This window comes from Helicobacter pylori SA213A (assembly GCF_000476275.1).
GTDB lineage: Bacteria > Campylobacterota > Campylobacteria > Campylobacterales > Helicobacteraceae > Helicobacter > Helicobacter pylori_CL.
Genome location: NZ_CBOM010000009.1, coordinates 34,527 through 60,312 on the forward strand (window position 1 = coordinate 34,527; position 25,786 = coordinate 60,312).

General features: G+C 39.6%; 28 protein-coding genes. 13 read left to right on the top strand and 15 right to left on the bottom strand.

From position 1 onward, the window contains the following. Complete coding sequence (locus tag QT74_RS04515; protein ID WP_033764967.1) at positions 1 to 696, bottom strand: outer membrane protein; 696 nt, start codon at positions 694 to 696, stop codon at positions 1 to 3. Positions 697 to 829: 133 nt separating this feature from the next. Here QT74_RS04515 and QT74_RS04520 point away from each other — a divergent pair, with 133 nt between their 5' ends. The 5 genes from QT74_RS04520 to QT74_RS04540 are packed head-to-tail and all read left to right on the top strand — an operon-like array spanning position 830 to position 4,827. Next, positions 830 to 1,963: an ABC transporter permease gene (locus QT74_RS04520; RefSeq protein WP_000845827.1), complete on the top strand. Its 1,134-nt coding sequence runs from the start codon at positions 830 to 832 to the stop codon at positions 1,961 to 1,963. After that, positions 1,963 to 2,748: an ABC transporter ATP-binding protein gene (locus tag QT74_RS04525; protein ID WP_033764971.1), complete on the top strand. Its 786-nt coding sequence runs from the start codon at positions 1,963 to 1,965 to the stop codon at positions 2,746 to 2,748. The genes QT74_RS04520 and QT74_RS04525 overlap by 1 nt, the downstream gene beginning before the upstream one ends. After that, complete coding sequence (locus tag QT74_RS04530; RefSeq protein WP_000439508.1) at positions 2,733 to 3,548, top strand: MlaD family protein; 816 nt, start codon at positions 2,733 to 2,735, stop codon at positions 3,546 to 3,548. The genes QT74_RS04525 and QT74_RS04530 overlap by 16 nt, the downstream gene beginning before the upstream one ends. 2 nt (positions 3,549 to 3,550) lie before the next feature. Beyond that, a complete protein-coding gene (locus tag QT74_RS04535) occupies positions 3,551 to 4,228 on the top strand; it encodes a hypothetical protein (RefSeq protein WP_033764974.1) in 678 nt (225 codons plus the stop codon). A gap of 11 nt (positions 4,229 to 4,239) precedes the next feature. Beyond that, positions 4,240 to 4,827: an META domain-containing protein gene (locus tag QT74_RS04540; protein ID WP_001053531.1), complete on the top strand. Its 588-nt coding sequence runs from the start codon at positions 4,240 to 4,242 to the stop codon at positions 4,825 to 4,827. 294 nt (positions 4,828 to 5,121) lie between these two features. Here the strand turns inward: QT74_RS04540 and QT74_RS04545 are convergent, their stop codons facing one another. Further along, positions 5,122 to 6,174: a cytochrome-c peroxidase gene (locus QT74_RS04545; protein WP_033764979.1), complete on the bottom strand. Its 1,053-nt coding sequence runs from the start codon at positions 6,172 to 6,174 to the stop codon at positions 5,122 to 5,124. A gap of 148 nt (positions 6,175 to 6,322) precedes the next feature. Between QT74_RS04545 and dnaE the strand changes: the two genes are divergently transcribed. The 7 genes from dnaE to QT74_RS04580 all read left to right on the top strand — a co-directional run bounded on the left by dnaE (position 6,323) and on the right by QT74_RS04580 (position 13,966). Next, positions 6,323 to 9,958 carry a DNA polymerase III subunit alpha gene (dnaE, locus tag QT74_RS04550; RefSeq protein ID WP_033764981.1) on the top strand — a complete coding sequence of 1,212 codons (3,636 nt, stop codon included), beginning with the start codon at positions 6,323 to 6,325 and terminating at the stop codon, positions 9,956 to 9,958. Further along, entirely contained in the window at positions 9,940 to 10,728 is a 789-nt protein-coding gene (locus QT74_RS04555; protein ID WP_080247178.1) for a pseudouridine synthase, read from the top strand. Before dnaE ends, QT74_RS04555 begins: the two co-directional genes overlap by 19 nt. A 55-nt stretch (positions 10,729 to 10,783) precedes the next feature. Then, positions 10,784 to 11,098 carry a thioredoxin family protein gene (locus QT74_RS04560; RefSeq protein ID WP_000895155.1) on the top strand — a complete coding sequence of 105 codons (315 nt, stop codon included), beginning with the start codon at positions 10,784 to 10,786 and terminating at the stop codon, positions 11,096 to 11,098. A gap of 414 nt (positions 11,099 to 11,512) precedes the next feature. Continuing rightward, on the top strand, positions 11,513 to 12,145 hold the full coding sequence (gene lpoB / locus QT74_RS04565) for a penicillin-binding protein activator LpoB (protein WP_000243392.1): 633 nt from the start codon (positions 11,513 to 11,515) through the stop codon (positions 12,143 to 12,145). 23 nt (positions 12,146 to 12,168) lie between these two features. Then, positions 12,169 to 12,696, top strand: coding sequence for an LPP20 family lipoprotein (locus QT74_RS04570; protein WP_000795979.1), 528 nt, complete (start codon positions 12,169 to 12,171; stop codon positions 12,694 to 12,696). 7 nt (positions 12,697 to 12,703) lie between these two features. Beyond that, complete coding sequence (locus QT74_RS04575) at positions 12,704 to 13,045, top strand: hypothetical protein (protein ID WP_033764983.1); 342 nt, start codon at positions 12,704 to 12,706, stop codon at positions 13,043 to 13,045. Between the two features lie 9 nt (positions 13,046 to 13,054). Then, entirely contained in the window at positions 13,055 to 13,966 is a 912-nt protein-coding gene (locus tag QT74_RS04580) for an LPP20 family lipoprotein (RefSeq protein WP_033764985.1), read from the top strand. 812 nt (positions 13,967 to 14,778) lie between these two features. Here QT74_RS04580 and QT74_RS04590 read toward each other — a convergent pair. From QT74_RS04590 to QT74_RS04650, 13 genes are all read right to left on the bottom strand, one after another. After that, on the bottom strand, positions 14,779 to 17,019 hold the full coding sequence (locus tag QT74_RS04590) for an outer membrane beta-barrel protein (RefSeq protein WP_033764987.1): 2,241 nt from the start codon (positions 17,017 to 17,019) through the stop codon (positions 14,779 to 14,781). Positions 17,020 to 17,228: 209 nt separating this feature from the next. Beyond that, a complete protein-coding gene (gene mnmE, locus QT74_RS04595; RefSeq protein ID WP_033764988.1) occupies positions 17,229 to 18,581 on the bottom strand; it encodes a tRNA uridine-5-carboxymethylaminomethyl(34) synthesis GTPase MnmE in 1,353 nt (450 codons plus the stop codon). Then, positions 18,574 to 19,368, bottom strand: coding sequence for a Jag N-terminal domain-containing protein (locus tag QT74_RS04600; protein ID WP_033764991.1), 795 nt, complete (start codon positions 19,366 to 19,368; stop codon positions 18,574 to 18,576). Before QT74_RS04600 ends, mnmE begins: the two co-directional genes overlap by 8 nt. Beyond that, positions 19,368 to 21,014 carry a membrane protein insertase YidC gene (gene yidC / locus QT74_RS04605; protein ID WP_033764993.1) on the bottom strand — a complete coding sequence of 549 codons (1,647 nt, stop codon included), beginning with the start codon at positions 21,012 to 21,014 and terminating at the stop codon, positions 19,368 to 19,370. Before yidC ends, QT74_RS04600 begins: the two co-directional genes overlap by 1 nt. A 5-nt stretch (positions 21,015 to 21,019) precedes the next feature. Continuing rightward, on the bottom strand, positions 21,020 to 21,376 hold the full coding sequence (gene yidD, locus QT74_RS04610) for a membrane protein insertion efficiency factor YidD (protein WP_033764995.1): 357 nt from the start codon (positions 21,374 to 21,376) through the stop codon (positions 21,020 to 21,022). After that, positions 21,363 to 21,848, bottom strand: coding sequence for a ribonuclease P protein component (gene rnpA, locus QT74_RS04615; RefSeq protein ID WP_033764997.1), 486 nt, complete (start codon positions 21,846 to 21,848; stop codon positions 21,363 to 21,365). The genes yidD and rnpA overlap by 14 nt, the downstream gene beginning before the upstream one ends. Continuing rightward, positions 21,808 to 21,942: a 50S ribosomal protein L34 gene (rpmH, locus tag QT74_RS04620; RefSeq protein WP_001868466.1), complete on the bottom strand. Its 135-nt coding sequence runs from the start codon at positions 21,940 to 21,942 to the stop codon at positions 21,808 to 21,810. Before rpmH ends, rnpA begins: the two co-directional genes overlap by 41 nt. Positions 21,943 to 22,013: 71 nt before the next feature. Next, the gene (locus QT74_RS04625; RefSeq protein ID WP_000755082.1) at positions 22,014 to 22,415 is read right to left on the bottom strand and encodes an ExbD/TolR family protein; all 402 of its coding nucleotides are present in this window, start codon (positions 22,413 to 22,415) and stop codon (positions 22,014 to 22,016) included. 10 nt (positions 22,416 to 22,425) lie between these two features. Next, positions 22,426 to 22,878, bottom strand: coding sequence for a TonB-system energizer ExbB (exbB, locus tag QT74_RS04630; protein ID WP_000661837.1), 453 nt, complete (start codon positions 22,876 to 22,878; stop codon positions 22,426 to 22,428). Between the two features lie 2 nt (positions 22,879 to 22,880). After that, positions 22,881 to 23,339 carry an SsrA-binding protein gene (smpB, locus tag QT74_RS04635; RefSeq protein ID WP_000766473.1) on the bottom strand — a complete coding sequence of 153 codons (459 nt, stop codon included), beginning with the start codon at positions 23,337 to 23,339 and terminating at the stop codon, positions 22,881 to 22,883. Beyond that, positions 23,336 to 24,139 (bottom strand): 4-(cytidine 5'-diphospho)-2-C-methyl-D-erythritol kinase, encoded by an 804-nt coding sequence (locus tag QT74_RS04640; protein ID WP_033765000.1) that lies wholly within the window; start codon positions 24,137 to 24,139, stop codon positions 23,336 to 23,338. The genes smpB and QT74_RS04640 overlap by 4 nt, the downstream gene beginning before the upstream one ends. Beyond that, positions 24,139 to 24,369 carry a carbon storage regulator gene (locus QT74_RS04645; protein WP_000906447.1) on the bottom strand — a complete coding sequence of 77 codons (231 nt, stop codon included), beginning with the start codon at positions 24,367 to 24,369 and terminating at the stop codon, positions 24,139 to 24,141. Before QT74_RS04645 ends, QT74_RS04640 begins: the two co-directional genes overlap by 1 nt. Before the next feature lie 17 nt (positions 24,370 to 24,386). Continuing rightward, a complete protein-coding gene (locus tag QT74_RS04650) occupies positions 24,387 to 24,875 on the bottom strand; it encodes a peptidylprolyl isomerase (protein WP_033765002.1) in 489 nt (162 codons plus the stop codon). A 134-nt stretch (positions 24,876 to 25,009) separates the two neighbouring features. Between QT74_RS04650 and QT74_RS04655 the strand changes: the two genes are divergently transcribed. Continuing rightward, positions 25,010 to 25,786: hypothetical protein (locus QT74_RS04655; RefSeq protein WP_033765013.1), on the top strand; the 777-nt coding region annotated here is incomplete at its 3' end.

Consider the following 25,786-nt stretch of genomic DNA (forward strand, 5'->3'; position numbering starts at 1 on the left):
TTAAAATTTATAGCTGTATGCCGTATAAAATAAGGGCGAAGTCTCAAAGCGTTTGGAGCTAGAAAGCAATCTGGCGGTGGGTAAGATTTTAAACCCTAATTCAATGCGGTGTCTTAAAAAAAGCGTGAGCATAACCCCCCCATTAATCGCTAAGCCCCCTGAAACCACCGAATGTTTAAAAAACTTGAAATTTTGCTTGTCTGTATAAACGACTAAAGCCCCCCTAGCTCCCCCAAACGCCCCTAAATAATGCCTATAACTCCCTAAAGGGAATTCCATAATCACATCCAAACCCACCGCAAGCATGGTAAAAAAAGAGTTGGTAGGATCTTTATGGCTTTGGTAATTCACTTTTCCTGACCCAAGATCCCATGCAAAAACCCCCCTAATCCCGATATATTTTTTAAAAAAACTTTGCACGCCGGTTTTTAAATTGAGCGTGGCGATCCAATCTTTCATTTCTTGGCCTTGATAGTCCTTAATGGCCTCTACAGCGCCAAACCCTCCTAAAAAATACCACCCGCTTTTTTTGCGCGTGAGCTTTTGGCGGTTAATGATGCTTCTATAGAGCTTTTCATGGGCTTCTTGGTAATTTTTTTTAGGGGTTTTATCGTGCAAAATAGGCATGGCTTCAAGGGGCGGAATAACAAATCCCCCCATTAAGAAAACGCCAAAAAAAATGATTTTTTTAAACATTTTAAAAATAATTAATCCTTTATTAAACAGAATATTGTTTAACTTTTTGTTTTATCATTGTGTTAAAATAGTCGTTTTAACAAACGAAATTTTGTTAATAGATTTTACCTAATCTGAGAGAGAATATATTTTAATGAAGACAGAGAAACAAAAATTTTTAGAGATGCGTAAAGATGGGGCGAACTCTGTGCTGATTTTAAGAGGGGATTGGGATTTTAGAACGAGCGTGTTTCGTTTAGATGAGTTGAAAAAAAATTTATTGGATCATCAAGGGTCTTTAAAAATGGATTTTTCAGGGTGCCAAAAAGTGGATTTTGTTTTTGGCATGTTTTTATTTGATTTAGTTAAGGAGCGTTCTTTAAACATTGAATTGTGTAACGTGAGCGAGAATAACGCATGCGCTTTGAAAGTGGTTAAAGACTGGCTTGAAAAAGAAGAGGATTTAGAGTCTAAAAAAGCGGGCAAACACTACGAACTTTTGATCACTAAATTGGGTAAGAGTATCGTAGAGACTTATAATACCTTTTTAAACGCGTTCAATTTTTGCGGCATGATTTTATTTTACTTCATTAAAAGCGTTTTCAACCCCAAACGCTTTTGCATCACTCCTTTGCTCTATCACATCAATGAATCCGGGTTTAAGGTTTTGCCAGTGAGTATTTTAACGGTGTTTATCGTGGGGTTTGCCGTTGCTTTACAAGGGGCTTTACAATTACAAGACATGGGCGCACCTTTAATGTCGGTTGAAATGACGGCTAAACTCGCTTTAAGAGAGATCGGCCCTTTTATTTTAACCCTTGTGGTGGCCGGGAGGAGCGCGAGCAGTTTTACCGCGCAAATTGGGGTGATGAAGATCACTGAGGAATTAGACGCGATGAAAACCATGGGCTTTAACCCTTTTGAATTTTTAGTGTTGCCTAGGGTGTTAGCCTTAGTGATCGTTTTGCCTTTATTGGTGTTTATCGCTGATGCGTTCGCCATTCTTGGGGGCATGTTTGCGATTAAATACCAATTGGATTTGGGCTTTCCAAGCTATATAGACAGATTTCATGACACAGTGGGCTGGAATCATTTTTTGGTAGGGATTGTCAAAGCCCCTTTTTGGGGGTTTGCGATTGCGATGGTAGGGTGCATGCGCGGATTTGAAGTCAAGGGGGATACTGAGAGCATTGGGCGCTTGACCACTATTAGCGTCGTGAACGCGTTGTTTTGGATCATTTTCTTAGACGCTATTTTTTCTATTATCTTTTCTAAGTTGAACATATAATGAACGCTATTAACAATCAAGTCTTAATTGAAGTGAAGGATCTCCATAGCACTTTTGGAAGCACCATTATCCATAGGGGCGTGAGTTTTAGCGTGCATAAGGGCGAAGTGATGGCGATTTTAGGGGGTTCAGGGAGCGGTAAAAGCACGCTTTTAAGGTGCATGATCTTGCTCAATCGCCCTACAAAAGGGGAAGTGTTGCTTTTTGGGGAAGATATATGGAAACTCAAAGAAGAAGAGCAGCAAAAGATTTTTAACCGCTGTGGGATTTGCTTTCAGTTTGGAGCGCTCTATAGCTCTTTAACGGTTTTAGAAAATGTGGGCATCATGCTAGAGCAATACGGCACGTATTCTAAAAAAATTGTTGAAGAAATTTCTAAAATGTGGATTGAAAAAGTGGGTTTGCCCCCTAGGGCTTATCATCTTTACCCCTATGAATTGAGTGGGGGGATGAAAAAGCGCGTGGGTATCGCAAGGGCCATGGCGACTAATCCGGAGATTTTGTTTTTAGATGAGCCTACAAGCGGGTTAGATCCTTATAGCGCGGGCAAATTTGATGAATTGATTATGACGCTCAAAGAGAGCTTACAGCTTACGGTGGTGATGATTACGCATGATTTGGATTCTGTGCATGACTGCGTGGATCGGTTTATCATGCTCAAAGACGGGTTATTAGAATTTAACGGGGATTTAAAAGATTTTATCAAAAAAGCCCAAACTCAAGGGCTAGATGAAGGCAATTTATTCAATTCAACACGAGGAGAGAAATTTTGGAAAGGCATGTGAATTACACTTTAATCGGCGGGCTCTTCTTTTTATGCTTAGTTTGCATGGTGGGTTTTATTTTATGGCTAGGCCATTTGGGTTTAGATGACGGAAAGTATTATGAATATGTGGTCTATACGGACAAAGACTTAGGGGGCATTGCAACCAACTCGCCCATTAATTACAAAGGGATTCAAGTGGGTAATGTCATCAAGGTAGGCTTTGCAAAGGATAAAGTGGGGGTGGTCCGTTTGGATTTGATGATTAAATCCAGCGTTAAGATCCGCAAAGACTCCAAAGTAGCGGTTTCTTCTAGAGGGTTTATGGGGTTAAAATTTTTAGCCTTAGAGCAAAGCCACAATGAAGAATTTTATGGCAGTGGCGATAAAGGGGAGCGGATTTTAATCTTTAAAGAAGGGCTTATGGATCGCTTGAGTGGCGATGCTAATCAAGTGGTGCAAGAAGTGATGAAAGCGATCAGGAATGTGAATAGGATTTTAGACGATGAAAATGTGGAAAAATTCAAGCACATTCTCGCTTCAGTAGATGATCTCATCGCTAACTTGGATTCAAGAAAGACTCAATTTGATTCGCTAATCAGCAACGCTAACAACCTTGTTTCTAATGTCAATAATGTGGCTTTAGATGTGGATAAACGCCTAAAACAGGGGCAATACGACTTTAAAGCGATGTTTACTCCCTTAATCATGCAAGCGCAGTTGAGCTTAAGAAACATTGATAATTTTGTGGAAAAAGGCTCTGCTTTGATAGATAAATTTGACGCTAACCCTTATAAAACGATTTTTGGAGAAAGGAAATAATCATGAGAGCTACGGCGATAAAAATCTTTTCACTCTCATCAGCATTAGCGTTCTTGCTTCAGGGTTGCTTGAGCATCAATTTAAAACAAATGCTGCCAGAGATCAGAACTTATGATTTGAATGCGAGTTCTTTTGAAATCACGCAATGCGCTAAACCTTTGACTGAAGTAAGGCTCATTAGCATTTTGAGCGCGGATTTATTCAACACTAAAGAGATTGTGTTTAAAGCCAAAGACGGGCAGATCACGCATGGGAAGCACCAAAAATGGATAGACTTGCCTCGCAACATGTTAAAAACCATGTTCATGCAAGAAGCGCAAAAAGCATGCTTAGGCGTGGCTTTGCCTCCTTATGGTGCGGGTGCGCCCACTTATGCGGTGCGTTTTACGATTTTGTCGTTTTCTCTTTTAGAAAAAGAAAATTCTACCTATAGGGCGGAATTCGCGCTAGGCTATGACATTAGCGTGAAAGGCGATTCGCATTCTGGAGTGATCATTAAGCATGAAAATATTTCTAGCTTGGAAAATAAAACGACCAAAACGAGTAAAAATGGCAATCAAGATTTCCAAGAAAGCGCGATACAATCCCTCCAACATGTCAGCACGCAAGCGATGCAAGAAGCGATTTCTTTGATTAAAAAAGCCATTGAAGCGCAAAGCGTAAGCCCGTTAAAAAAATAAGGAGGAATTGTTTGAATTTGCGATTGGCTGGAGCAAGCGTTTTAACGGCTTGTGTCTTTTCAGGGTGTTTTTTTTTAAAAATGTTTGATAAAAAGCTTTCTAGTAACGATTGGCATATCCAAAAAGTAGAAATGAACCATCAAGTGTATGACATTGAAACCATGCTCGCTGATAGCGCTTTTAGAGAGCATGAAGAAGAGCAAGATTCCTCTCTAAATACCGCTTTACCTGAAGATAAAACAGCACTTGAAGCCAAAGAGCAGGAACAAAAAGAAAAAAGAAAACACTGGTATGAGCTTTTTAAAAAGAAACCCAAGCCTAAAAGCTCTATGGGAGAGTTTGTGTTTGATCAAAAAGAAAATCGTATTTATGGGAAAGGCTATTGCAACCGGTATTTTGCCAGCTATGTATGGCAGGGCGATAGGCACATTGGGATTGAAGATAGCGGGATTTCAAGAAAAGTGTGTAAAGATGAGCATTTGATGGCGTTTGAATTGGAATTTATGGAGAATTTTAAGGGTAATTTTACGGTAACTAAGGGCAAGGACACGCTCATTTTAGACAACCAAAAAATGAAAATTTATTTGAAAACGCCTTGAGTTTATGTTTTGTGTTTTAAATGCGATCTAAAATCAAAAAACATTCTAAATGATAAAGAGATTAAAAAATTTTTAAAAAATAGGAGTAAAACTCATTCTTTTAAGGGGATAGGGGTATTTTGAAACAATTCTCCCCCTACAACTCTCCAACTAAACCCCTCTAAACCCCATAAAGATCGCTTTTTAAGGGATTATCGCTCGTTTTTTGAAAGCTTTTTATTATTTTGATCGCAAAAGATGCTTTGAGCGTTTTTTAGATTTGGCGCCAAAGCCCCCTAAAAGGACTTTTTTAAATCAAAAAGAGGGTTTAGGGGTTTTGTCTGTCATTACAGGGAGTTCTGGATAGATGATTTTAGGTTTTTTACCTCTTAAGGCTTCAAAGAAGGTTTCAATTTTTTTCGCTTCTTCATCGCTGATTTCAATGCCTAACTGGATAGAGCCCATTTCTTTAATCGCATCTTTAACATCCCAGAATTGCCCGTTATGAAAATAGGGCATCGTTTCGGTGATATTCCTTAAAGTAGGCACTTTCACAAGCCCGTTTTTATCGCCTTTGAAATCGCCCACATTAGCGAATTTATAAGGTTTGACCACCCCAAAAGGCTGCATCGTTCCCCCAAGATTGATGCCGTTATGGCAAGCCACACAGCCTTTAGAAATGAATAAATTCAGCCCTTCTTTTTCGGCTTTACTGAGCGCTTTAGGATTGCCTCTTAAAAAATCGTCATAACGGCTTGGGGTAATAAGCGTGGCTTCAAACATAGCGATACTATCAGCGATCAATTTAAAATCAATTTTGACTTTAGAGCCATAAGCTTTTCTAAAGAGTTTGACATAGCCTGGCATGGAATTGATTTTTTCTACCACCACTTTAGGATCAGCCCCCATTTCAAAAGAAGATTGGATGGGCCCTTGCGCTTGTTCGTTTAAATGCGTAACCCTGCCATCCCAAAACTGCACATCGTTAAAGACGGAGTTATACACCGTTGGGGAACTTAAAAGGTGGGGGTTTTTCTTCCATTGAGAACCTACCGCGCTTGGGACTAAATCCACCCCGCCTAAGCCCAGATTATGGCATGTGTTGCAAGACACGAGATAGGAAGTGGAAATCCTAGGGTCAAAATAGAGCATTTTGCCTAATTCCACTTGAGCGGAGGTCATGATTTCGCTGTTTTTAGCGCCAATACCCACATCTCTGGTTTTTTTGATTTGGTATTCTTTGAGCGCTTTGCCCATAGGCATGGGTTCTAACTGGCTTTCCCTCGCTTTTTTGATCAATTCTAAATCGTTTAGGGCATGAGCGCAAGAAAAGGCCAAGCAAACGCCCAACAAAATGGATTTTTTCATGATGAACTCCTAAAATAGCGTTAAAAACAAGACAAAACTTTCTTATTATAACCACCATTTTAAAATAATTCACCACTAAATGAATTGATAAAGAGTTTTTTAAAGAGCGGTAGGTATAATGGCATTAAATCCAAATAGGGGTTATACAATGAAAGAGAATAAAGCCTTCACGCATTTGCACTTGCACACGGAATATTCGCTTTTGGACGGAGCGAACAAGATTAAAATTCTAGCCAAACGCATTAAAGAATTGGGCATGAAAAGCGTGAGCGTAACCGACCATGGGAACATGTTTGGAGCGATTGATTTTTATACGAGCATGAAGAAAGAAGGCATTAAGCCTATCATCGGCATGGAAGCGTATATCCATAATGACGATAATCTCTCTAGCAAAGAAACCAAGCAGCGTTTCCATTTGTGCCTGTTCGCTAAAAACCAAGAGGGCTATGAAAATTTGATGTTCTTAAGCTCTATGGCGTATTTAGAGGGGTTTTATTATTTCCCGCGCATCAATAAAAAGCTTCTAAGGGAGCATTCTAAAGGCATTATCGCTTCTAGCGCGTGCTTGCAAGGGGAAGTCAATTACCATTTAAATACTAATAATGAGAGAAACCGCAAGTATGGGGCTAAAGGCTATGATGAAGCTAAAAGAATCGCTTGCGAATACCAAGAGATTTTTGAAGACGATTTTTATTTAGAAATCATGCGCCATGGCATTTTGGATCAGCGATTCATTGATGAGCAAGTCATTAAAATGTCTTTGGAAACGGGGTTAAAAATCATTGCCACCAACGACACCCACTACACCATGCCTAATGACGCTAAAGCTCAAGAAGTGGCGATGTGCGTAGCGATGGGTAAAACCCTAAACGATAAGGGGCGTTTGAAACACTCCGTGCATGAGTTTTACATTAAATCCCCTGAAGAAATGGCAAAGCTCTTTGCGGACATTCCAGAAGCTTTAGAAAACACCCAAGAAATTGCGGATAAATGCGTTTTAGAGATTGATTTAAAAGACGATAAAAAGAATCCCCCAACCCCCCCAAGTTTCAAATTCACTAAAGCTTACGCTCAAAAAGAGGGGCTGGATTTTGAAGATGACGCTTCTTATTTCGCCTATAAGGCCAGAGAGGGCTTGAAAGAGCGCTTAATTTTAGTGCCAAAAGAAAAGCATGATCAATACCAAGAACGCTTAGAAAAAGAAATTGAAGTCATTACGAACATGAAATTCCCAGGGTATATGCTGATCGTGTGGGATTTTATCCGTTACGCTAAAGAAATGGGCATTCCTGTGGGGCCTGGTAGGGGGAGTGCGGCCGGGAGTTTGGTGGCTTTTGCTTTAAAAATCACCGATATTGACCCCTTGAAATACGATTTGCTCTTTGAAAGGTTTTTAAACCCTGAAAGAGTCAGCATGCCTGATATTGATACGGATTTTTGCCAGCGCCGGCGTAAGGAAATCATAGAATACATGATTGAAAAATACGGCAAATACAATGTGGCTCAAGTCATCACCTTTAACAAGATGTTGGCTAAAGGCGTGATCAGAGATGTCGCAAGGGTTTTGGACATGCCCTATAAAGAAGCCGATGATTTTGCCAAACTCATACCTAACCGCTTAGGAATCACGCTTAAGGGCTATGAAAAAAATGGCGAGTTCATCGAGGGGGCGTGGGAATTAGAGCCTAAAATCAAGGAATTAGTAGAAAGCAATGAAGTAGCCAAACAAGTATGGGAATATTCGCTCAATTTAGAGAATTTGAATCGCAACGCAGGCGTGCATGCCGCAGCCTTAGTGGTGGATAGCCAAAAAGAGTTGTGGCATAAAACCCCTTTATTTGCCTCTGAAAAAACCGGCGGTATCGTTACGCAGTATTCCATGAAGTATTTAGAGCCGGTGGATTTGATCAAGTTTGACTTCTTGGGGCTTAAAACCTTGACCGTGATTGATGATGCGCTTAAAATCATTAAAACGCAACATAACATTGATGTGGATTTTTTATCGTTGGATATGGACGATCCGAAAGTGTATAAAACGATCCAAAGCGGGGACACGGTGGGGATCTTCCAAATTGAATCCGGGATGTTTCAAGGGCTTAACAAACGCTTAAGGCCTTCAAGCTTTGAAGACATTATCGCCATTATCGCGCTAGGGAGACCGGGGCCTATGGAATCAGGCATGGTAGATGATTTTGTGAATAGAAAGCATGGCGTTGAGCCTATCGCTTATGCGTTTAAAGAATTAGAGCCGATTTTAAAGCCCACTTACGGCACGATCGTCTATCAAGAGCAGGTGATGCAAATCGTGCAAACTATCGGCGGTTTCAGTTTGGGTGAAGCGGATCTCATCCGCCGCGCTATGGGGAAAAAAGACGCTCAAATCATGGCGGACAATAAGGCTAAGTTTGTAGAAGGCGCTAAAAATTTAGGGCATGATGGCCAAAAGGCGGCTAATTTGTGGGATTTGATCGTTAAATTTGCCGGCTATGGTTTCAACAAATCGCATTCAGCCGCTTATGCGATGATCACTTTCCAAACGGCGTATTTAAAGACTTATTACAAGCATGAGTTCATGGCAGCGATGCTCACTAGCGAATCCAATAAAATCGAATCTGTGGCACGCTATATTGATGAGGTCAGGGCTTTAGAAATTGAAGTGATGCCCCCACACATCAATTCTTCTATGCAAGATTTCAGCGTGGCGGAGTTTAAAAATCAAAAGGGTGAATTAGAAAAGAAAATCGTGTTTGGTTTGGGAGCGGTTAAAGGGGTTGGGGGTGAGCCGATTAAAAACATCATTGAAGAAAGGGCTAAAGGGGATTATAAGAGTTTGGAAGATTTTATTTCACGGGTGGATTTTTCTAAACTCACTAAAAAATCTTTAGAGCCATTAGTGAAATCAGGGAGCCTGGACAATTTAGGCTACACTAGAAAAACCATGCTCGCTAACTTGGATTTGATCTGTGATGCAGGGCGCGCTAAAGACAAGGCTAATGAAATGATGCAAGGGGGCAATTCTCTTTTTGGGGCCATGGAAAGCGAAACAAGAGAGCAGGTCATTTTGGATATGGTTGATTTGGGCGAACATGACGCTAAGACGCTTTTAGAATGCGAGTATGAAACTCTAGGTATTCATGTTTCAGGCAACCCTTTAGATGAGTTTAAAGAAGAGGTTAAGGGCTTTAAAAATTTAGTCAAAAGCATTGACATTGAAGAATTAGAAATCGGCTCGCAAGCCTACTTATTGGGTAAAATCATGGAAGTTAAAAAGAAAATTGGCAAACGAAGCGGTAAACCTTATGGCACAGCGGACATTTTAGATAGATACGGCAAGTTTGAACTCATGCTTTTTGAAAAGCAATTAAACGCTTTAGAAGAGTTGGATATTAATAAGCCTTTAGTGTTTAAATGCAAGATTGAAGAGCAAGAAGAGGTCGCACGATTAAGGCTTTTTGAAATCTTGGATTTAGAGAGCGCCAAAGAGGTTAAAATCCCTAAAGCCCGCTATAAAGACCCTAACAAGCAAAAAGAAGATGTGCGCGAAATCCCCCCCATGGAAATACTCGCTTCTAGCTCTTGCTCTTTGGCGATCGTGTTAGAAAATGACGTGAAAAAAGAGTTTTTAAGACAAATCAAAGAGAGCGCTCTAAAACACCAAGGTAAACGCCCCTTGTATTTGATCATCAAAGATAAGGATAAGCAATTCAAAATCCAAAGCGATCTAATGGTGAATGAAAAGATTAAGGACGATTTTAAAGAATTAGAGTGGAGGGATTTAGCTTGAGGATCAACCAGTTTTTAGCCCATTACACCAAGCACTCCAGAAGAGAGGCTGAAAAATTGGTTTTAGAAGGGCGGGTGAAAATCAACCATGAGCATGCCAAACTCGCTAGCGTGGTTAAAGAAAACGACAAGGTGTTTTTAGACAAACGACTCATCAAGCCCTTAAAAAACAAAAAATTCAGCGTGCTGGTTTATCACAAGCCAAAGGGCGAATTAGTGAGTAAGGCCGATCCCTTAAAACGGCGCGTGATTTATGAAAGCTTGGAGAAAAAATACGCCCATTTTACACCGGTGGGGCGTTTGGATTTTGCGAGCGAGGGGGTGTTATTATTGAGCGATAGTAAAGCAGTGGTGAGCGCTTTAATGCATGCGAATTTAGAAAAAGAATATCTCATTAAAATTCAAGGCTTTGTTACAAGAGAGATGGAAAATGCGATGCAAGAGGGCTTGAAATTAGAAAACGCTACTAAGGGAGCGCACCAAAAAACCCCCATTAAAAGCATGGAATTTGCCCCCTTTGTTGGTTATGAAATCATCAAAAACCATGCCAAATATTCTAAAATGAGAGTCATTATCAATGAGGGGAAAAACAGAGAATTAAGGCGTTTTTTTGCGTTTTTTAACGCTGGAGTGTTGGATTTAAGGCGCGTTCGTTATGGTTTTGTGAATTTGAATGCCTTGCCGGTAGGGAAAATGCGTTTTCTAAACCGCCAAGAATACAATGAGTTGCATGCGTTTATGGCTAATAGGGCTAATACTAAAGGGGATTAGCGCTTGAGTTATGCTATACTTCGGCGGTTGGGGGAAATAAAAATTAAGGATTATCATGTTAGAAGTGATTAACGGGAAGAATTACGCAGAAAAAACCGCTCATCAAGCGGTGGTGGTTAATGTGGGGGCGAGCTGGTGCCCGGATTGCAGGAAGATTGAGCCGATCATGGAAAATTTAGCCAAAACTTACAAAGGCAAGGTGGAATTTTTTAAAGTTTCTTTTGATGAGAGCCAGGATTTAAAAGAGAGCTTAGGCATTCGCAAGATCCCTACTTTGATTTTTTATAAAAACGCCAAAGAAGTGGGTGAACGGCTTGTAGAACCTAGCTCTCAAAAGCCGATTGAAGACGCTCTAAAAGCGTTATTGTAAGGGGTATCATAAAGGGCGTTATTAAAGGGCGTTATTGTAAAAATAAGAGTTTAAAAATCTTTTAACTCTTTTTTTATTTAGTCTTTTTTTCTATAGTCCCTTTTTTTAGCCCCTTTTTCTATAAAGGGGCTAACTTCAAAGAGCTTTTATATTATTTTTTATTTTAAAAAATCGTTTTTATCGTTTTTAATAAACATGTTTGCTAAAAAAGTTTCTTTAATTAAGCTAAAAATGAGCGGATTTGTAGTATTAATGCTTACAGTGTGAAATTTGTAGGGCTAAAACTTGTAAAATGTGAAAAAAAAGACACATAAAATGCTAAAATCCGCAAAAACACTGTGTGTTTAGATTAGAAGTTTAAAATTAGAAACAGATGTATCTGTTTTAAATTTTGAATAGGGAGTTTCTATCATTATGGTATTGAAAACAAAATTAAAAATTATAAGCTCGGTGATTTTGAGCGCTTTATTGTGGGTGGGTTGCTCGAGCGAAATGGCAACTTATCAAAATGTGAATGATGCCACCAAAAATACAACTGCAAGCATCAACAGCACGGATTTATTGCTAACCGCTAATGCGATGTTAGATTCCATGTTTAGCGACCCTAATTTTGAGCAACTCAAGGGCAAGCATTTGATTGAAGTTTCAGATGTGATTAACGACACCACTCAACCCAATTTGGACATGAATCTTCTCACGACTGAAATCGCGCGGCAATTGCGGTTGCGATCTAATGGGAGGTTCAATATCACAAGAGCGAGCGGAGGGAGTGGCATTGCAGCGGATAGCAGAATGGTGAAACAGCGCGAAAAAGAACGAGAGAGCGAAGAGTATAATCAAGACACCACTGTAGAAAAAGGCACTTTAAAAGCCGCTGATTTATCTTTAAGTGGTAAAGTATCCAGTATCGCAGCCTCTATTAGTAGTTCTAGGCAGCGCTTGGACTATGACTTCACCCTAAGCCTTACCAACAGGAAAACGGGTGAAGAGGTATGGAGCGATGTTAAGCCTATTGTGAAAAATGCTAGCAATAAGCGTATGTTTTAAATTTATATTTGAAAGGATGAACGATGAAAAATCAAGTTAAAAAAATTTTAGGGATGAGTGTGGTAGCAACGATGGTGATCGTAGGTTGTAGCCATGCCCCAAAATCAGGTATCAGCAAAAGCAATAAGGCATACAAAGAAGCGACTAAAGGCGCTCCTGATTGGGTGGTAGGGGATTTAGAAAAAGTGGCGAAGTATGAAAAATATTCAGGGGTCTTTTTAGGAAGGGCTGAAGATTTGATCACTAATAATGATGTGGATTATTCTACTAACCAGGCTACAGCGAAAGCTAGGGCTAATTTAGCGGCGAATTTAAAATCCACTTTACAAAAAGATTTGGAGAATGAAAAAACCAGAACGGTAGACGCTTCTGGTAAAAGGTCCATCAGCGGCACTGATACTGAAAAAATTTCTCAATTAGTGGATAAGGAGTTGATCGCTTCTAAAATGCTTGCCCGCTATGTTGGTAAAGATAGGGTTTTTGTTTTAGTGGGCTTGGATAAGCAAATTGTGGATAAAGTGCGCGAAGAGTTAGGCATGGTTAAAAAGTAGGGTTTTAATGAAACGCCTTGCTATTGTGCTTGTTTTGGTGTTGGGGGTTGTGTGGGGGAGGTCCTTGCCTAAGTGGGCAAAAGATTGCTCAAAAGAAGTGCAGATTGAAAAGACCCAAACCAAAGACGAAAAAATTTTGGTGTGTGGGATGAGCGATATATTGCTTTCAGATATGGATTATAGCTTGTCCTCAGCCAGACAAAACGCCTTAGAGAAAGTGATGGAAGCTTTCAAGGGGGATAAAATAGAGATTAAGGCTAGTGAGCTAAAGGCCACTTTTATTGATACGGATAAAGTTTATGTGCTTCTAAGAATCACTAAGAAGCATGTCGCTTTAATGAATGAGTAAGGATTAATAATGAAAAAGATTATTCTTGCATGCCTTATGGCTTTTGTGGGTGCCAATTTGAGCGCAGAGCCTAAGTGGTATGGCAAGGCCTATAACAAAACAAACACCCAAAAAGGCTATCTTTATGGGAGTGGTTCAGCCACTTCTAAAGAGGCTTCTAAACAAAAAGCGTTAGCGGATTTAGTGGCGTCTATTAGCGTGGTGGTTAATTCCCAAATCCATATCCAAAAAAGTCGTGTGGATAATAAGTTAAAATCTAGTGATTCGCAAACGATTAACTTAAAAACCGATGACTTGGAATTGAATAATGTAGAAATTGTCAATCAAGAAGCGCAAAAAGGGATCTACTACACCAGAGTAAGGATTAATCAAAACTTGTTTTTGCAGGGTTTAAGGGATAAGTATAACGCTCTTTATGGGCAGTTTTCCACCTTAATGCCTAAGGTTTGCAAAGGGGTTTTTTTACAGCAATCTAAGAGCATGGGGGATTTGTTGGCTAAAGCGATGCCTATGGAAAGGATTTTAAAAGCGTATTCTGTCCCGGTGGGTTCGTTAGAAAATTATGAAAAAATCTATTATCAAAACGCTTTCAAACCTAAAGTGCAAATCACTTTTGATAACAACAGCGATGCGGAAATCAGAAGTGCTCTCATAAGCGCTTACGCTAGAGTGCTAACCCCTAGCGATGAAGAAAAACTCTATCAAATCAAAAATGAAGTTTTCACAGACAGCGCTAATGGCACCACACGCATTAGAGTGGTTGTTAGCGCGAGCGATTGTCAAGGCACGCCCGTATTGAATAGAAGCCTTGAAGTGGATGAAAAGAATAAGAATTTTGCTATCACGCGCTTGCAATCTTTGCTTTATAAAGAATTGAAAGATTATGCCAATAAAGAAGGGCAAGGCAATACGGGGCTATAAGCAAGGTATTAATCTTGCTTTATGCTTATTCATTCAGTTTTATAGCGTCATTATTTTGTTTAGCGTGGCGTTTTGCCCCCCTTAAAATAACTCTCTAAAAATTCATGGCTTTTGTTCTTGCCAAATAAACTAAAACATCATTCAATACTCTTTATCCCACAAACTCCTCTAAAACCACACCCGCTAAAAACTAAAATTAACAAAAACTAAAATCTTTTTAAAACCACCCAAGCAGAAATCCCAAACATCTTTGTAGTATAATACCCCCATACATTTGTATCTAGCGTAGGAAGTGCACAAAGTTACGCCTTTATAGATATGATGTGTGAGACCTGTAGGGAATGCGTTGGAGATCAAACTCTGTAAAATCCCTATGATTAGGGGCACAGAGTGAGAACCAAACTTTCCCCCAACATCAGCCTAGGAAGCCCAATCGCTTTAGCGTTTGGGTGCTTCACGAGCCTACACAAGCGAGATTGTTTGAAAAAACCCAATGACTTTGGGCTTTCAAACCCCCAAGTTAGGGTCTATCTTTTTGCCCCACAAACTAACAAACTTTTTTAAAAACTAACGCAATTTTAAACCAAACAAACGCCTAAAAAGGGGCGTTTGAATGTGAAAGGAGAACAAAAACATGAAACAAACAAATGAGATAGAAAAAAGCTTCAGTAAGCTTAAAGAAAACACGCAAGCGATGTGAGAACAAAAAGAGCGAACTCTCACACCCATGTGCAAAACAGAACTAAAAACGCCTACAAGAGAGCCTAAAAAGAGCGTTTTTAGAGCCAGAGTTAAAGCCAATTTTTAACCCCTTAAAAAATCCACCCGTAATTAAAAAACACTTTAAAATGGCTGCCCCCTTCATTCAGGGTGATAGAATTGGTGGTTGTGCCATCGCTAGAAACGACCCTAGATTTCAACTGGACTAAAGGAACGCTAATGCCTATAGAATATTTAGAATGCTTGTAGCGGTAATTCAACCCACCGGTCACATTTAAATTACCGCTCCCTTTGTATTGGTTCAACAAATAATAGCTGTTGTATAAGCCCCTTAACCCCCCAAACACCCCAAGAGAGGAAGTGAACACTTTCTTGGTTAGATTGTTTTTAGGGTTCTTTTCGTTGGTGTAATTGGTGATGAAATCAAACAACACATCCATTCCCACACCATAGCTTAATTGTTGGATTTTTTCGTTATTGGCTTGAGCGTAGTTGTATTTGATGATGCCATAAGAAGACAGCCCTAAGTAATCATTAAAGTATTTTTGATAGCCCATTTTAAGATTAACGCCTAATAGGGGGGCTCCAAAGGGCCGTGAGGTTTTTGAAGTGCGATAGGTAGTGGCGCTAGATTTAGTGGATGAAAGGCTTTGGCTGATCGCGCTAAGCATAGTGGTCGCAAAATCTTGCGTGTTCAAACTAGCGTTTAAATAGTTGGTTTGGCTGCTCAAATTAGTGTAATCCACCGGTAGGGCGTTTTGATCAATGAGTTGCTGCCAAACCGCACTGGTAACGCCTATAAGCCCAGCGGGGACTTGAGAGCAATCAGTGTAAATGGAATTGGGGTAACTGCCCGCTGTATAGGGCTTATCTTTAAAACGAGAACACACATCATAGAAAGAGCCATCGGTGTCTCGCACTTCGTGCCCGTTGTCAAACACTTGCACTTCTTGTCCATTCACTTGCTCTATTTTCCCGCCCTGACAGCGCTCTTCTGGCCCATTGTCTTCTTCACACATGCGCACCCTTTGATAAGTCATGTTCCCGTTATGCGTATAGCCTAAAGTATGCCCGTATTCATGGATAATGTCTCTTAATTGCATGATGGCGACTTTATTCAATTCTTTGCCAAAGAGTATTTCAGGATCTAAAAAAGGAGACAATATCCCTAAAGCGCCAAAATTGGTGCCATCATCGCCTGGGCCATTCGGGCCGCCATATTGAGACCCTAGCCCCAAATCCCCTCCTCTTGGGGGTAAGAGATTCACATAAAGATTATTCGTAACTCTATAGCTATAGATAACGTCTTGCGGCGTTAATATCACTGAGCCTGTTTGCCCGTTTTCTATATTGTATTCATCTCCTTTATTTTTAGCGATCAATTTAGGATCAACAAGCCCGTTGTTGTAAGGATTCACGCATGTAGAATAATTAGAATAACATGGCTTTGACAGGTTGTTGTCGCTAAACTGAAAGGGAGCGTTTTTAATAGCATCTTCCCACGATTTAGAGTCAAACACCGCCATCATGTTCAGCATTAAATTGGTCAGATTTTTAGCGTCTTGAGAGGTGAAAGGCGGCACTTTAGCCGTACAATTTTCTTGATTTTCGTATGGAGGGCATGGGGGTTTAGAACCACTGCCATTACCGCTAGAAAATTGGTTGTAATTGATATAAGTCATTTGAAGATTGGTTGTAACCTTACTGAGCTTATCAAACAGATTCTGCGTGCTGGCATCAGAAAATTTTGTGGTGGCAGTTTGGAGCTGTTGGAAGTCATCAGCGTTAAGTTGCGGATCGTTAAACAAGCTTGCGGGCAGAATGATTTGAGATTGTTTAGGGATAGTCTCTATCACGCCCAAACTGACTACATTGCCTTGATTGTCTGTATAATTCAGCTCAATGTTGTTTAAATTATAGGGCAAGAAGTTTTGTATCACGACCACGCTGTTATTGCCATAGCCTGCTATTTCAGCACTTTCTTGGTTATAAGCGGTTACATACACAGGGTTTAAAGAATAAAAGGTTAAGTTGGTGATATTGTTCTCTGCAAACAACTCAGTCGCATTCTTTAAAATGGTGCTTTGGGAGATGTAGTATTTCCCATAAGTGCTTTGAGGGGTAATGGGTTTTGGTTTGGGTTTTGGTTTGGGTTTGGGTTTTTCTTGAGTGGTGGCTATGGTTTGTTCTTGGGTTTGTGTGCCTTGTAATAGCCCGGTTTCAAACCCAGCTTCTATAAAAAAGCCGTCTTTTTGGTGTTTTTGAAAGGCTTCTACAGCGGTGAATGATCCGATTAGGGACAAACAAATCGTTTTACTAGCGAGTTTTAACATGAAATCTCCTTATTGTCTTTTTTAACATTTTTACTCAAAAATAGCTTATAGGTATGCATACATTTTAAACTAGCTCATTTTACCTTTTTTTTTTTTTTGAAAAATGGCAGTATTGTTTTTTGTAAATATGGGTATTAAACGGTGCTAATGGGTAAAAAAGTCTTAAAAAGTAGCGCTAAAAAGGGTTTTAATCCATGCTTTAAGCGGTTTCATTTACCTAAGCAAAATTCAGCAAACATGCTATCAAGCATTTGGCTGGTTTCATAAGGGCGGGTGAGCAAGTTCAAGTTTTCTATCGCGCTTAAAATATGATAAGAAAAAAGCTCTAAAGTGTCTAAATGGTTTTTAGCGTTTTGCAATTCAGTAATGGCGTTTTCTAGGGCGGTTGTTTGGGCTAGGGAAGTGAGCAAGAGCTTGTTTTGAGTGTCTAGTTTGGGGAAAAAGGCGCTGATTTTTTGGCTCAAATCTTTCAAACAAGCCTTGGAATTTAGGGTGTTGGTTTCTAGGATAGAATAAGGGATTTTAAGATAGGATTTTAAAATTTCAAGCTCCAGTTTAGGGGCTAAATCGTTTTTATTCAAAACGACAATGCAAGGCTTTTTAGCGCGATTAAGGGTATCCATAAGGTTAAAATCTTCTTTTTCTAGGGGTTTAGAAAGATCGAACACGCCTAAAATAATGTCGCAATTTTCTAAACTTTTAAGGCTTTTTTCAATCCCTAAACGCTCTATTTTATCCGCGCTCTCTCTAATGCCAGCCGTATCAATCAAGCGCACCTTATGCCCTTGTAGTTCAATGACTTCTTCTATGGTGTCTCTTGTTGTGCCTTTAATATCGCTCACTAAAGCCCTTTCTTCTAAAAGCATGGCGTTTAATAGGGAGCTTTTGCCAGCATTGGGTTTGCCAACAATGCTTAAGGCATGCCCTTTATTCCTTTGTTTTTGCGCATTAGAAAAATCCAATAAATCTTTAAAAGAGGCGATTTGTTTTTCTAAATTTTGAGACACTCCATCTAAAAAATCGCTAGGAATGTCTTCTTCGCTATAATCAATCAAAACTTCTGAGCTGGCCAAAAGCTTTAAAAGATTACCTCTAGCTTCTTCAATAAAAATTTTTAACTCGCCCTTAAGTTGCCTGGCTAGAGCGTTTAAAGTGCTTTCATCTTCACAAAGAATGAGCTGAACGCTCGCTTCAATCTCGCTCAAATCCATTTTATGGTTTAAAAAGGCTTTTTTACTGAATTCCCCCGCTTTAGCAAGCCTAGCCCCTAGATTCAAACAAGCTTGTAAGATATGTTGCGCTAAAAGGGGGCTTCCGTGGCATTGGATTTCGCACACATCTTCGCCGGTGAAACTATAAGGGGCTTTGAAATAAATGACTAACGCTTTGTCTAATAAAACACCATTAGAAAAAATATCGCGCACATAAGCGTATCTGGGGGTGAAGTCTTGTTTTTGGGTGAGTTGTTTGAGAATGTTTAGAGCGTTATGGCCACTGATTTTAACAATGCTAATCGCTCCCTTGCCTAAAGGGGTAGCGATAGCGGCGATGGTGTCATTCATTGTTAAAGTCGTTGATGACGATGTATTTTTCATCGTTTAAATTGGTTTTAATGGAAACATATTTGTTAGGGAACGCTTTTCGTAATTTCTTTAAAGCGATATAGGTTAAAACGCCATCAGGGGCTTTCATCTGCCCTTTACCCACTTCATGCACGGTCATGATCACGCTTTGGAGTTGCGCTTCCATAACCTTTTCTTGGTTTTGTAAAAAAGTGGAAATTTCTAAGCGGATGCTATAGCCATAAGCAGGGTGGATCCAATTAAAGAGCAAGTAAGAAAGGGCTTTGTAGCGATAACCTTTTTCGCCAATTAAAAGAGCGGAATCTTCGCCATCAATATCAATCAATAACACCCCCGGTTCATAAAGGCTGACTTCCACTTTATTGATTTTATAGGGCAAATGAGAGAAGAGTTCTTTCAACTCTTGCTTGATCGCATGGAGTTTGTCTTCGCCATGAGATTCTTCTTTAGGGTTTTTTTTAGGGGGTTTAGGGGTGATTTTTTCTTCTTGCGGTATTTCTGTTTCTAAGCTTTGTTTTTTTTCTTCTATATTGTTTTGATGGTTTTGATGATTTTCTTTAGCACTGGTTTCTTTAAGGCTATTTTCTTTAGTTTCTTTAACGCCCACTAAAATGATGGCTTCTTTTTTACCGATGTTTAAAAAACCTTTAGAGGGCGTTTGAATGACTTCGTATTGCAAATTAATAATGGGGCAATTCAAGGCGATAGAAGCTTGAATGAGAGCTTCTTCTAAGGTTTTGGCTTTGATTTCAATAAAATTTTGCATCAATTTTCCTTTTTGCTTTGCGCATGCATGCGTTTTTTATTCTCTAAGACTTTATTAATGATGAGTTGTTGCAACACCGAAAGGATGTTGTTCGTGGTCCAATACAAGACTAACCCTGCAGGGAAAGTGATTAAAAAGATTGTGAATAATAGGGGTAGGAGTTTAAAAATCTTCGCTTGCATGGGATCGGTCATGGTGTTTGGCGTAACGCTTTGGTGCCAATACATAGACGCTCCCATAAGAAGCGGTAAAATAAAATACGGATCCATGATGGATAAATCATGAATCCATAAGATCCACTCTGAGCTTTTCAATTCCACAGCGTTATAAAGCACCCTATAAATCGCAAAAAACACCGGGATTTGTAAGATTAAGGGCAGACAGCCACCTAGCGGGTTAGCCCCATGTTTTTTGTAAAGCTGCATCATGTGGGCTTGCAACTTTTGGGGTTCGCCCTTGTATTTTTCTTGGAGTTCTTTCATTTTGGGGGCTAATTCCTTGAGCTTTTGCATGCTCACCATGCCCTTATAACTTAAGGGGTAAAGGATAATGCGCACGATAATCGTTAAAAAAATGATAGCCCAACCCCAATTGCCCACGAATTGATACAAATAATCCAGTAAAACAAACACGCCTTTCGCAAAGAAAGTGATTAAGCCATACTCTATCACATCAGTGAGCATGGGTGAAATCGCTTTCAAAGAGCGGTAATCTTTGGGGCCAATATAGCCATGCAAATCCGATTCATTTTTAAGGGAAATGAACCCTAAGGGGTTTTTAGTCCCGATTTCTGAATCGATTAAGGCTTCAAAACCTTGAGGATCTTTAGTGAAAAGCAAGGTGGTGAAATACCTATCCACGCTAGATAAAAAGAGGGTGTTAGAAAAGCGTTTGATTTCTTTAGCGTCTTTATCTTCAATTTTTTCAATTTTTTTGTCGTTGTTTTCTAAAAGCACGCCTGAAAAGGTGTAGCTGTCCAAATCAGCCACCGGCCTGTAACCATTGGTGATCACATAGCTAGGGATAAGGTTATTGGGCGATTTGAAGGCGATTTTTAAATCATAATGCAAATCATCATAGAAAGTCAGGGTTTTAATGATAGTAAGAGCGCCTAAATCTTGGGTTAAAACGAGCTGTTCGTTAGGCCCAAGGGTGGTTTTTGAAGCGCTATAAGGGGTGTTGAACGCTTTATTATTGAGCGTGGGGTCTAAAAAACGCACTTCTAAAGGCTTGAGTTTATCGGCTGCTAAAAGGGGGAGCTCTTTTAGGGGGGGTTGCATGTTTTCTTTGGAGCTAAAAAGATGGCCCACATGCTCTAAAAAGCCCTTTTGTTTAGGGGTTAGATACTTTTTATCCTTGAGATAAACCTGTTTGATGCGCCCTAAAGAATCAATTTCAATTCTGGCATGCTCAAAAGAAATCGTGCTTAACAAATTCTCTTGGGGGGTTGTTTGAGTGGTGCCAAAATTTTGGGCGTTGGGCGCGTTAGGACTTGTTGCTGTATGGTTGTTGGTTGTTTCTTGTTTTGTGGTTTGGGTTGTTGTTTTGTTTGGTTTTTGGAAAAAATAGCTATAAAGAGCGATAAACAAGAAAGACAGAGCGATCGCTAAGATCAAGCGGAGATTATTATTGTTGTTTCTATCCATTGTGATTAAACCTTAATGATGTAGTAAGTTGTGCGGCTTTTTGCAGTAGGAACGAGCCAAAAAGTGATGGTTTTAAAATTGCGATTAGAATCTTTATGAGATTGGATCAAGCTTGGGCGTTTCAAGCGAGTGGTAGGGTAAGCAATGCCCCCAGAGCAAAAAGGGTTGCATGAGAGTATCCTTAGAATGATCTTACCCATAGCGCTCAAAGGGCTTTCAAAACAGAGCAACCACAGAGCGTAGTTAGAGCAAGTGGGGTAAAACCGACAGCTTGAAGGGGTGAAAGCCGAAAAAAAGCGTTGGTAACCCTTAATTGATGCCGTAAAAATCGCGCTCAAAAAAGGCGTTTTATTGTTTCGCATAGGTATGGGTTATTCCTTTTTTCAAGCCTTTCAAGGCTTTGTTCATATAGTTTTTAATGGAAGTTAGCATTTCTAAAAAATGTTTTTCTAAAGCCCAAAAATCCAAATGATAGCAATCGCTTCTAGGCACAAACACCAAAGCAAGCCCTTGACAAAGAGCGGCATGCTTTGATGTAAGCGAACGCAAACGGCGTTTGATAAGGTTTCGTTTCACGGCGTTGCCGACTTTTTTGGACACGCTCAAGCCTAATAAATAAAGCGTTTTTTTGTCTTTAAGCCTACAAGAGAGCGGATCTTTAAAACTCTCTTTTCCTTTTGGTGGCTCTTTTGATAAATCCAAAACAAAGAGCGAAAAAAAAGGGTTGTGTTTTTTGAAACCCTTTTGATAAACCCTATCAAACTCACTCTTGTTTTTTAAAGAGTCATAGGGTTTAGACGGAAAGCTTTTTTCTGCCCTTAGCTCGTCTGGCATTAATCACCTTGCACCCGTTTTTGGTTTTCATCCTCACAAGAAAGCCATGGGTTCGCTTTCTTGGTGTGTTGTGTGGTTGGTAAGTGCGTTTCATTTAAAACTCCCTTGATAAAAATTAAACATAAACACAGATTTTAGCTAAAGAATGCTAAAAATTGACTAAAACTAATTTTTTTGATTCTTTTTATCTTCAACAAGAATGTAAAGCTGCTTCAAATTGTTCGTTTGCAATAAATCCACGACTTTGATAAAGTTATCCAAATTGCTTTTCTTATCGCCTTGCAAGACAATAGGGGTGTCTTTAGCCAAAGTGGAAACCTTGTGCTTTAAATTTTCAAAGCTGATTTCTTTATCGTCAAAATAAAAAGAACCCTTATTAGAAATGGCGATCGTAACTTGTTTTTTGTCCAACACGTCTTTAGAATCAGTGCTGTCTTTATCCACTTGAGGAATGCTAATAGGGAGCTTTGAAGTTTGCACAAAAGACGCCGTTGTAAGCACGATCACTAACAACACAAGCATGATGTCAATGAAAGGCACCACATTCATGGATTCTACTTTTTTCACCGCTCAATCCTTAGGCTTTGTTATAAATCTCATGGGATTGCGTGTCAACCGGGTGGTGGAAAATATCCCATTTGGTCACTAAAATCTCGCTTTTTCTCACGAGCAAATTATAGATCACAATCGCAGGGATCGCTACCAATAACCCCATGCCAGTCGCCTTTAAAGCAAGGGCTAAATTAGTCATGATCGCTTTAGTGTCAATGCCAGAAGCGGATCCTAAATCCATAAAAGTGAGCATGATCCCCATAACCGTTCCTAAAAGACCAATATAAGGGGCGTTAGAGCCAATCGTGGCCACTAAAGTCAGTCGTTTGTGTAAGGCTAATTCCAGTTTACGCCTGTCTGTGTAGTCATCTACACGAAGAGTGGCAAAAAACCACAACCTTTCTATTGCGATTGCTATAACGATGACTGATAAAAAGATCAAAAAACCTATAATCCCATAATCTACCATTTCTTTCATTATTATCCTTTAAAGTGGTGTTTTAAATCGGCAAGAATTTCTTTATTGAGCGCTTTTTCTTTAAGACTTTGTCTTTTGTCGTGCAATCTTTTTCCTTTCACTAAAGCAATTTGGATTTTAGCTCTATTTTTTTGGTTAAAATACAATTTCAATCCTACAATACTCAAGCGTTCTTTAGACGCTTCAATCTGCCATTTCAATAATTGCTTTTTGTGTAAAAGCAACTTACGCTCTCGCCTTTCATTGGGCTTGTAATACGCATGGATTGTATCTAAATATGATATATGAACACCAAATAAAAAAGCTTCTCCTTTGATTATTTTAACAAAATTATCTTTTAAATTCACCCTAGTTTGCCTCAAAGCTTTCACTTCAGAGCCTAAAAGCGCTAATCCTGCTTCTAAAGTTTCCAAAATTTCATAGTCAAAATAGGCTTTTTTATTGCTGGCAATGAGTTTCATTCGCCCCCTTTTAGCGCAGGCTTTAGCCTAAAAAACGCGCTCCCGCTCCCGCTAAAAAACCACTCCTTGCCTAATTCGCTTTCTATACCTCTTAAAGCTTGGTTAGTGAGTAAAGCCGGTTTTAAAAGATCGTTTAATTCGTTTCTATCGTAAGTTTTTAGGCATTCTAAACTCGGCTTTTTAAGCCACTCTTTAGCTTGAGGAAAGCAAGTTTCAGGTTTATAAGCTTGATAGATGGCTTTAGTGCTGCAAAAAACATGATTTGGCACATAGATTTCTAGGCGATTTTCTAAAGGCTCTTCTTCAAAATTTTCAATGACTTCGCCATAAGAAGTGGCGTTAGCGCTTTTGTATTGCGAGATGAAAAAATTGGTGTCCGCGCCCACTAAAGATCCCATGCTATAAAGCTCTTCTAAACTCAAACGCCAGTCAAAAATTTGATTCAAATGATACAATAGCCCCCCAGCATCAGCACTCCCACCGCCTAATCCGGCTTGAGTGGGGATGTTTTTTTCCACTTCAATCGCTAGGGTGTCTAGGGATTTGATGACAGAATGAGAGAAATTTTTTGATTTTAAAAAATTTTTTAAAATTTGGAGAGCTTTAAAGAGCGAGTTTTTTTCTAAAGGGCAGTCAAAATCCCCTTTTAATGAGAAAGATAAGGCATTTTTGACGCTGATAATGTCTTTGAGCTTGTCTTTGACTAAGCACATGCGAGAAATGAGCTTATGGTAAGCCCCTTCTTTGTAAAGGATTTTTAAAAAAATATTGACTTTAGGATAAACCTCAAAAGCATGCATCAAGGCTTAATAACCTTTTTGATGTTTTCTAACAAGCTTTCATCTACGCACACAGAAGCTTTTTGGTTTTCGCTCACAATGGCCTCTTTGAGTTCAGCGCGCAAAATAAGGGTGCTTTCAGGCGCTTCAAACCCTAAACGTACACTCCCTCTATCTATGGAAATGACTTTAATGTGGATGTTATCATCAATGACAATCCCTTCATTAACTTTGCGGCTGAGTATGAGCATCTTTAATCTCTTGTTCCTTATAGAGAAGAGCTAAACACAACGCTCTCTATAATATCGCCTTGCTTGATCTTGTCCAATACATTAAGGCCTTCTGCGTTGGTGATTTTACCAAATACGGTATGCTCGCCATCTAAATGGGGCAAATCCACAAAACACAAGAAAAATTGACTCCCCCCTGTGTCTCTCCCGGCATGCGCCATAGAGATAGAGCCTCTTTTGTGCTTGTTGGGGTTATGGGCCACTTCGCATTTAATGCGGTGTCCTGGCCCGCCTGTGCCTGTGCCATAAGGGCAACCTCCTTGAGCCACAAAGCCTGCGATCACACGATGGAAATTAAGCCCATCATAAAAACCCTCTTTAGCCAGAGTTACAAAGTTACTCACCGCTTGGGGCGCGTCTTTGTAAAAAAGCTCTAGAGCGATATTGCCTTTATTGGTTTTGATCGTAGCGTAAGCGTTTTTTGCAAGCTCTTCTTTTTTAAATTCATAAGTTTTAATTGGATCCATATATAAACCTTTGCGATAAACTTTTGTTATTCAAATTTTTTATTATAGCAATAAATTAAAACAAATGGTATTTTAGCCGATAGTGTTTTAGGATAATTTTGAAATTTAAGCGGTAAGTTGATGCAAGTTTAGTCATGGCGTGTTGGCGTAAAAGATTGGCGGTTGGTTGTTGTATCTTTTTATTGTCATGCGTGATGAACGCCCATAGTATTAAGCTTGTCAGAAACGATCCGCCCCTAGATCCAGAACTCCCCACATGGGTTTATTCTATTGCGTTATTGAAAGTGTATTTTAGCGATGGGACTTATAAAGAAGGCTATGCGACTTTATTGGAAAACGGGCGTTATATCGCTTCTTCTGAAACGCTTTATTCCAATGGTTTATACCCTAAAATGATTTTAGCCAAGATGCAAGACAGCAGCGCTAAAGAGTTGATTTGTATAGCCAGCTTGCGCCTTGAAGCGATGGATAGGGATCAAGGGCTTTCGCTTCTAAAAACCGCCGATTTTAGAGACGATTATTGCCATAAAAGAGAAGAGAGCTACTATCATGCAAGGATTTACACCAAATACGCTCAAACTTTCCATTCAAATCCCTATACCAATCAAAAAACACCCAATTCTGATCTCTACTACCCAGCGTTGAATGAGGGGAATTCTTTTTCTATACAGATAACGGGCATTTCTGTGGCTGAACTTTTGAAATCTAAAAAGTTTCTTTCGCTTGATAGTTCTTTTAAAAAGGGGAGCGTGTTGTGGGGAGGGAGGCCCTATTTTAGCGAAGTGGGGGAGTTTATGGGAATGGCTAGCAGCACTTTAGAAAACCAAGAAAGTCTGGTGATTATCCCTAAAGAAAAGATCGTGCAATTTTTAAGCGCTCTAAAAAATCAAAATATTTTCCCAAACATTCCC

Excerpts from the sequence above, each read along its gene's own strand:
- QT74_RS04515 (WP_033764967.1), bottom strand. The coding sequence starts at position 696 with ATGTTTAAAAAAATCATTTTTTTTGGCGTTTTCTTAATGGGGGGATTT.
- QT74_RS04520 (WP_000845827.1), top strand. The coding sequence starts at position 830 with ATGAAGACAGAGAAACAAAAATTTTTAGAGATGCGTAAAGATGGGGCG.
- QT74_RS04525 (WP_033764971.1), top strand. The coding sequence starts at position 1,963 with ATGAACGCTATTAACAATCAAGTCTTAATTGAAGTGAAGGATCTCCAT.
- QT74_RS04535 (WP_033764974.1), top strand. The coding sequence starts at position 3,551 with ATGAGAGCTACGGCGATAAAAATCTTTTCACTCTCATCAGCATTAGCG.
- QT74_RS04545 (WP_033764979.1), bottom strand. The coding sequence starts at position 6,174 with ATGAAAAAATCCATTTTGTTGGGCGTTTGCTTGGCCTTTTCTTGCGCT.
- dnaE (WP_033764981.1), top strand. The coding sequence starts at position 6,323 with ATGAAAGAGAATAAAGCCTTCACGCATTTGCACTTGCACACGGAATAT.
- QT74_RS04560 (WP_000895155.1), top strand. The coding sequence starts at position 10,784 with ATGTTAGAAGTGATTAACGGGAAGAATTACGCAGAAAAAACCGCTCAT.
- lpoB (WP_000243392.1), top strand. The coding sequence starts at position 11,513 with ATGGTATTGAAAACAAAATTAAAAATTATAAGCTCGGTGATTTTGAGC.
- QT74_RS04570 (WP_000795979.1), top strand. The coding sequence starts at position 12,169 with ATGAAAAATCAAGTTAAAAAAATTTTAGGGATGAGTGTGGTAGCAACG.
- QT74_RS04575 (WP_033764983.1), top strand. The coding sequence starts at position 12,704 with ATGAAACGCCTTGCTATTGTGCTTGTTTTGGTGTTGGGGGTTGTGTGG.
- QT74_RS04580 (WP_033764985.1), top strand. The coding sequence starts at position 13,055 with ATGAAAAAGATTATTCTTGCATGCCTTATGGCTTTTGTGGGTGCCAAT.
- QT74_RS04590 (WP_033764987.1), bottom strand. The coding sequence starts at position 17,019 with ATGTTAAAACTCGCTAGTAAAACGATTTGTTTGTCCCTAATCGGATCA.
- mnmE (WP_033764988.1), bottom strand. The coding sequence starts at position 18,581 with ATGAATGACACCATCGCCGCTATCGCTACCCCTTTAGGCAAGGGAGCG.
- QT74_RS04600 (WP_033764991.1), bottom strand. The coding sequence starts at position 19,368 with ATGCAAAATTTTATTGAAATCAAAGCCAAAACCTTAGAAGAAGCTCTC.
- yidC (WP_033764993.1), bottom strand. The coding sequence starts at position 21,014 with ATGGATAGAAACAACAATAATAATCTCCGCTTGATCTTAGCGATCGCT.
- yidD (WP_033764995.1), bottom strand. The coding sequence starts at position 21,376 with ATGCGAAACAATAAAACGCCTTTTTTGAGCGCGATTTTTACGGCATCA.
- rnpA (WP_033764997.1), bottom strand. The coding sequence starts at position 21,848 with ATGCCAGACGAGCTAAGGGCAGAAAAAAGCTTTCCGTCTAAACCCTAT.
- rpmH (WP_001868466.1), bottom strand. The coding sequence starts at position 21,942 with ATGAAACGCACTTACCAACCACACAACACACCAAGAAAGCGAACCCAT.
- exbB (WP_000661837.1), bottom strand. The coding sequence starts at position 22,878 with ATGAAAGAAATGGTAGATTATGGGATTATAGGTTTTTTGATCTTTTTA.
- smpB (WP_000766473.1), bottom strand. The coding sequence starts at position 23,339 with ATGAAACTCATTGCCAGCAATAAAAAAGCCTATTTTGACTATGAAATT.
- QT74_RS04640 (WP_033765000.1), bottom strand. The coding sequence starts at position 24,139 with ATGCATGCTTTTGAGGTTTATCCTAAAGTCAATATTTTTTTAAAAATC.
- QT74_RS04645 (WP_000906447.1), bottom strand. The coding sequence starts at position 24,369 with ATGCTCATACTCAGCCGCAAAGTTAATGAAGGGATTGTCATTGATGAT.
- QT74_RS04650 (WP_033765002.1), bottom strand. The coding sequence starts at position 24,875 with ATGGATCCAATTAAAACTTATGAATTTAAAAAAGAAGAGCTTGCAAAA.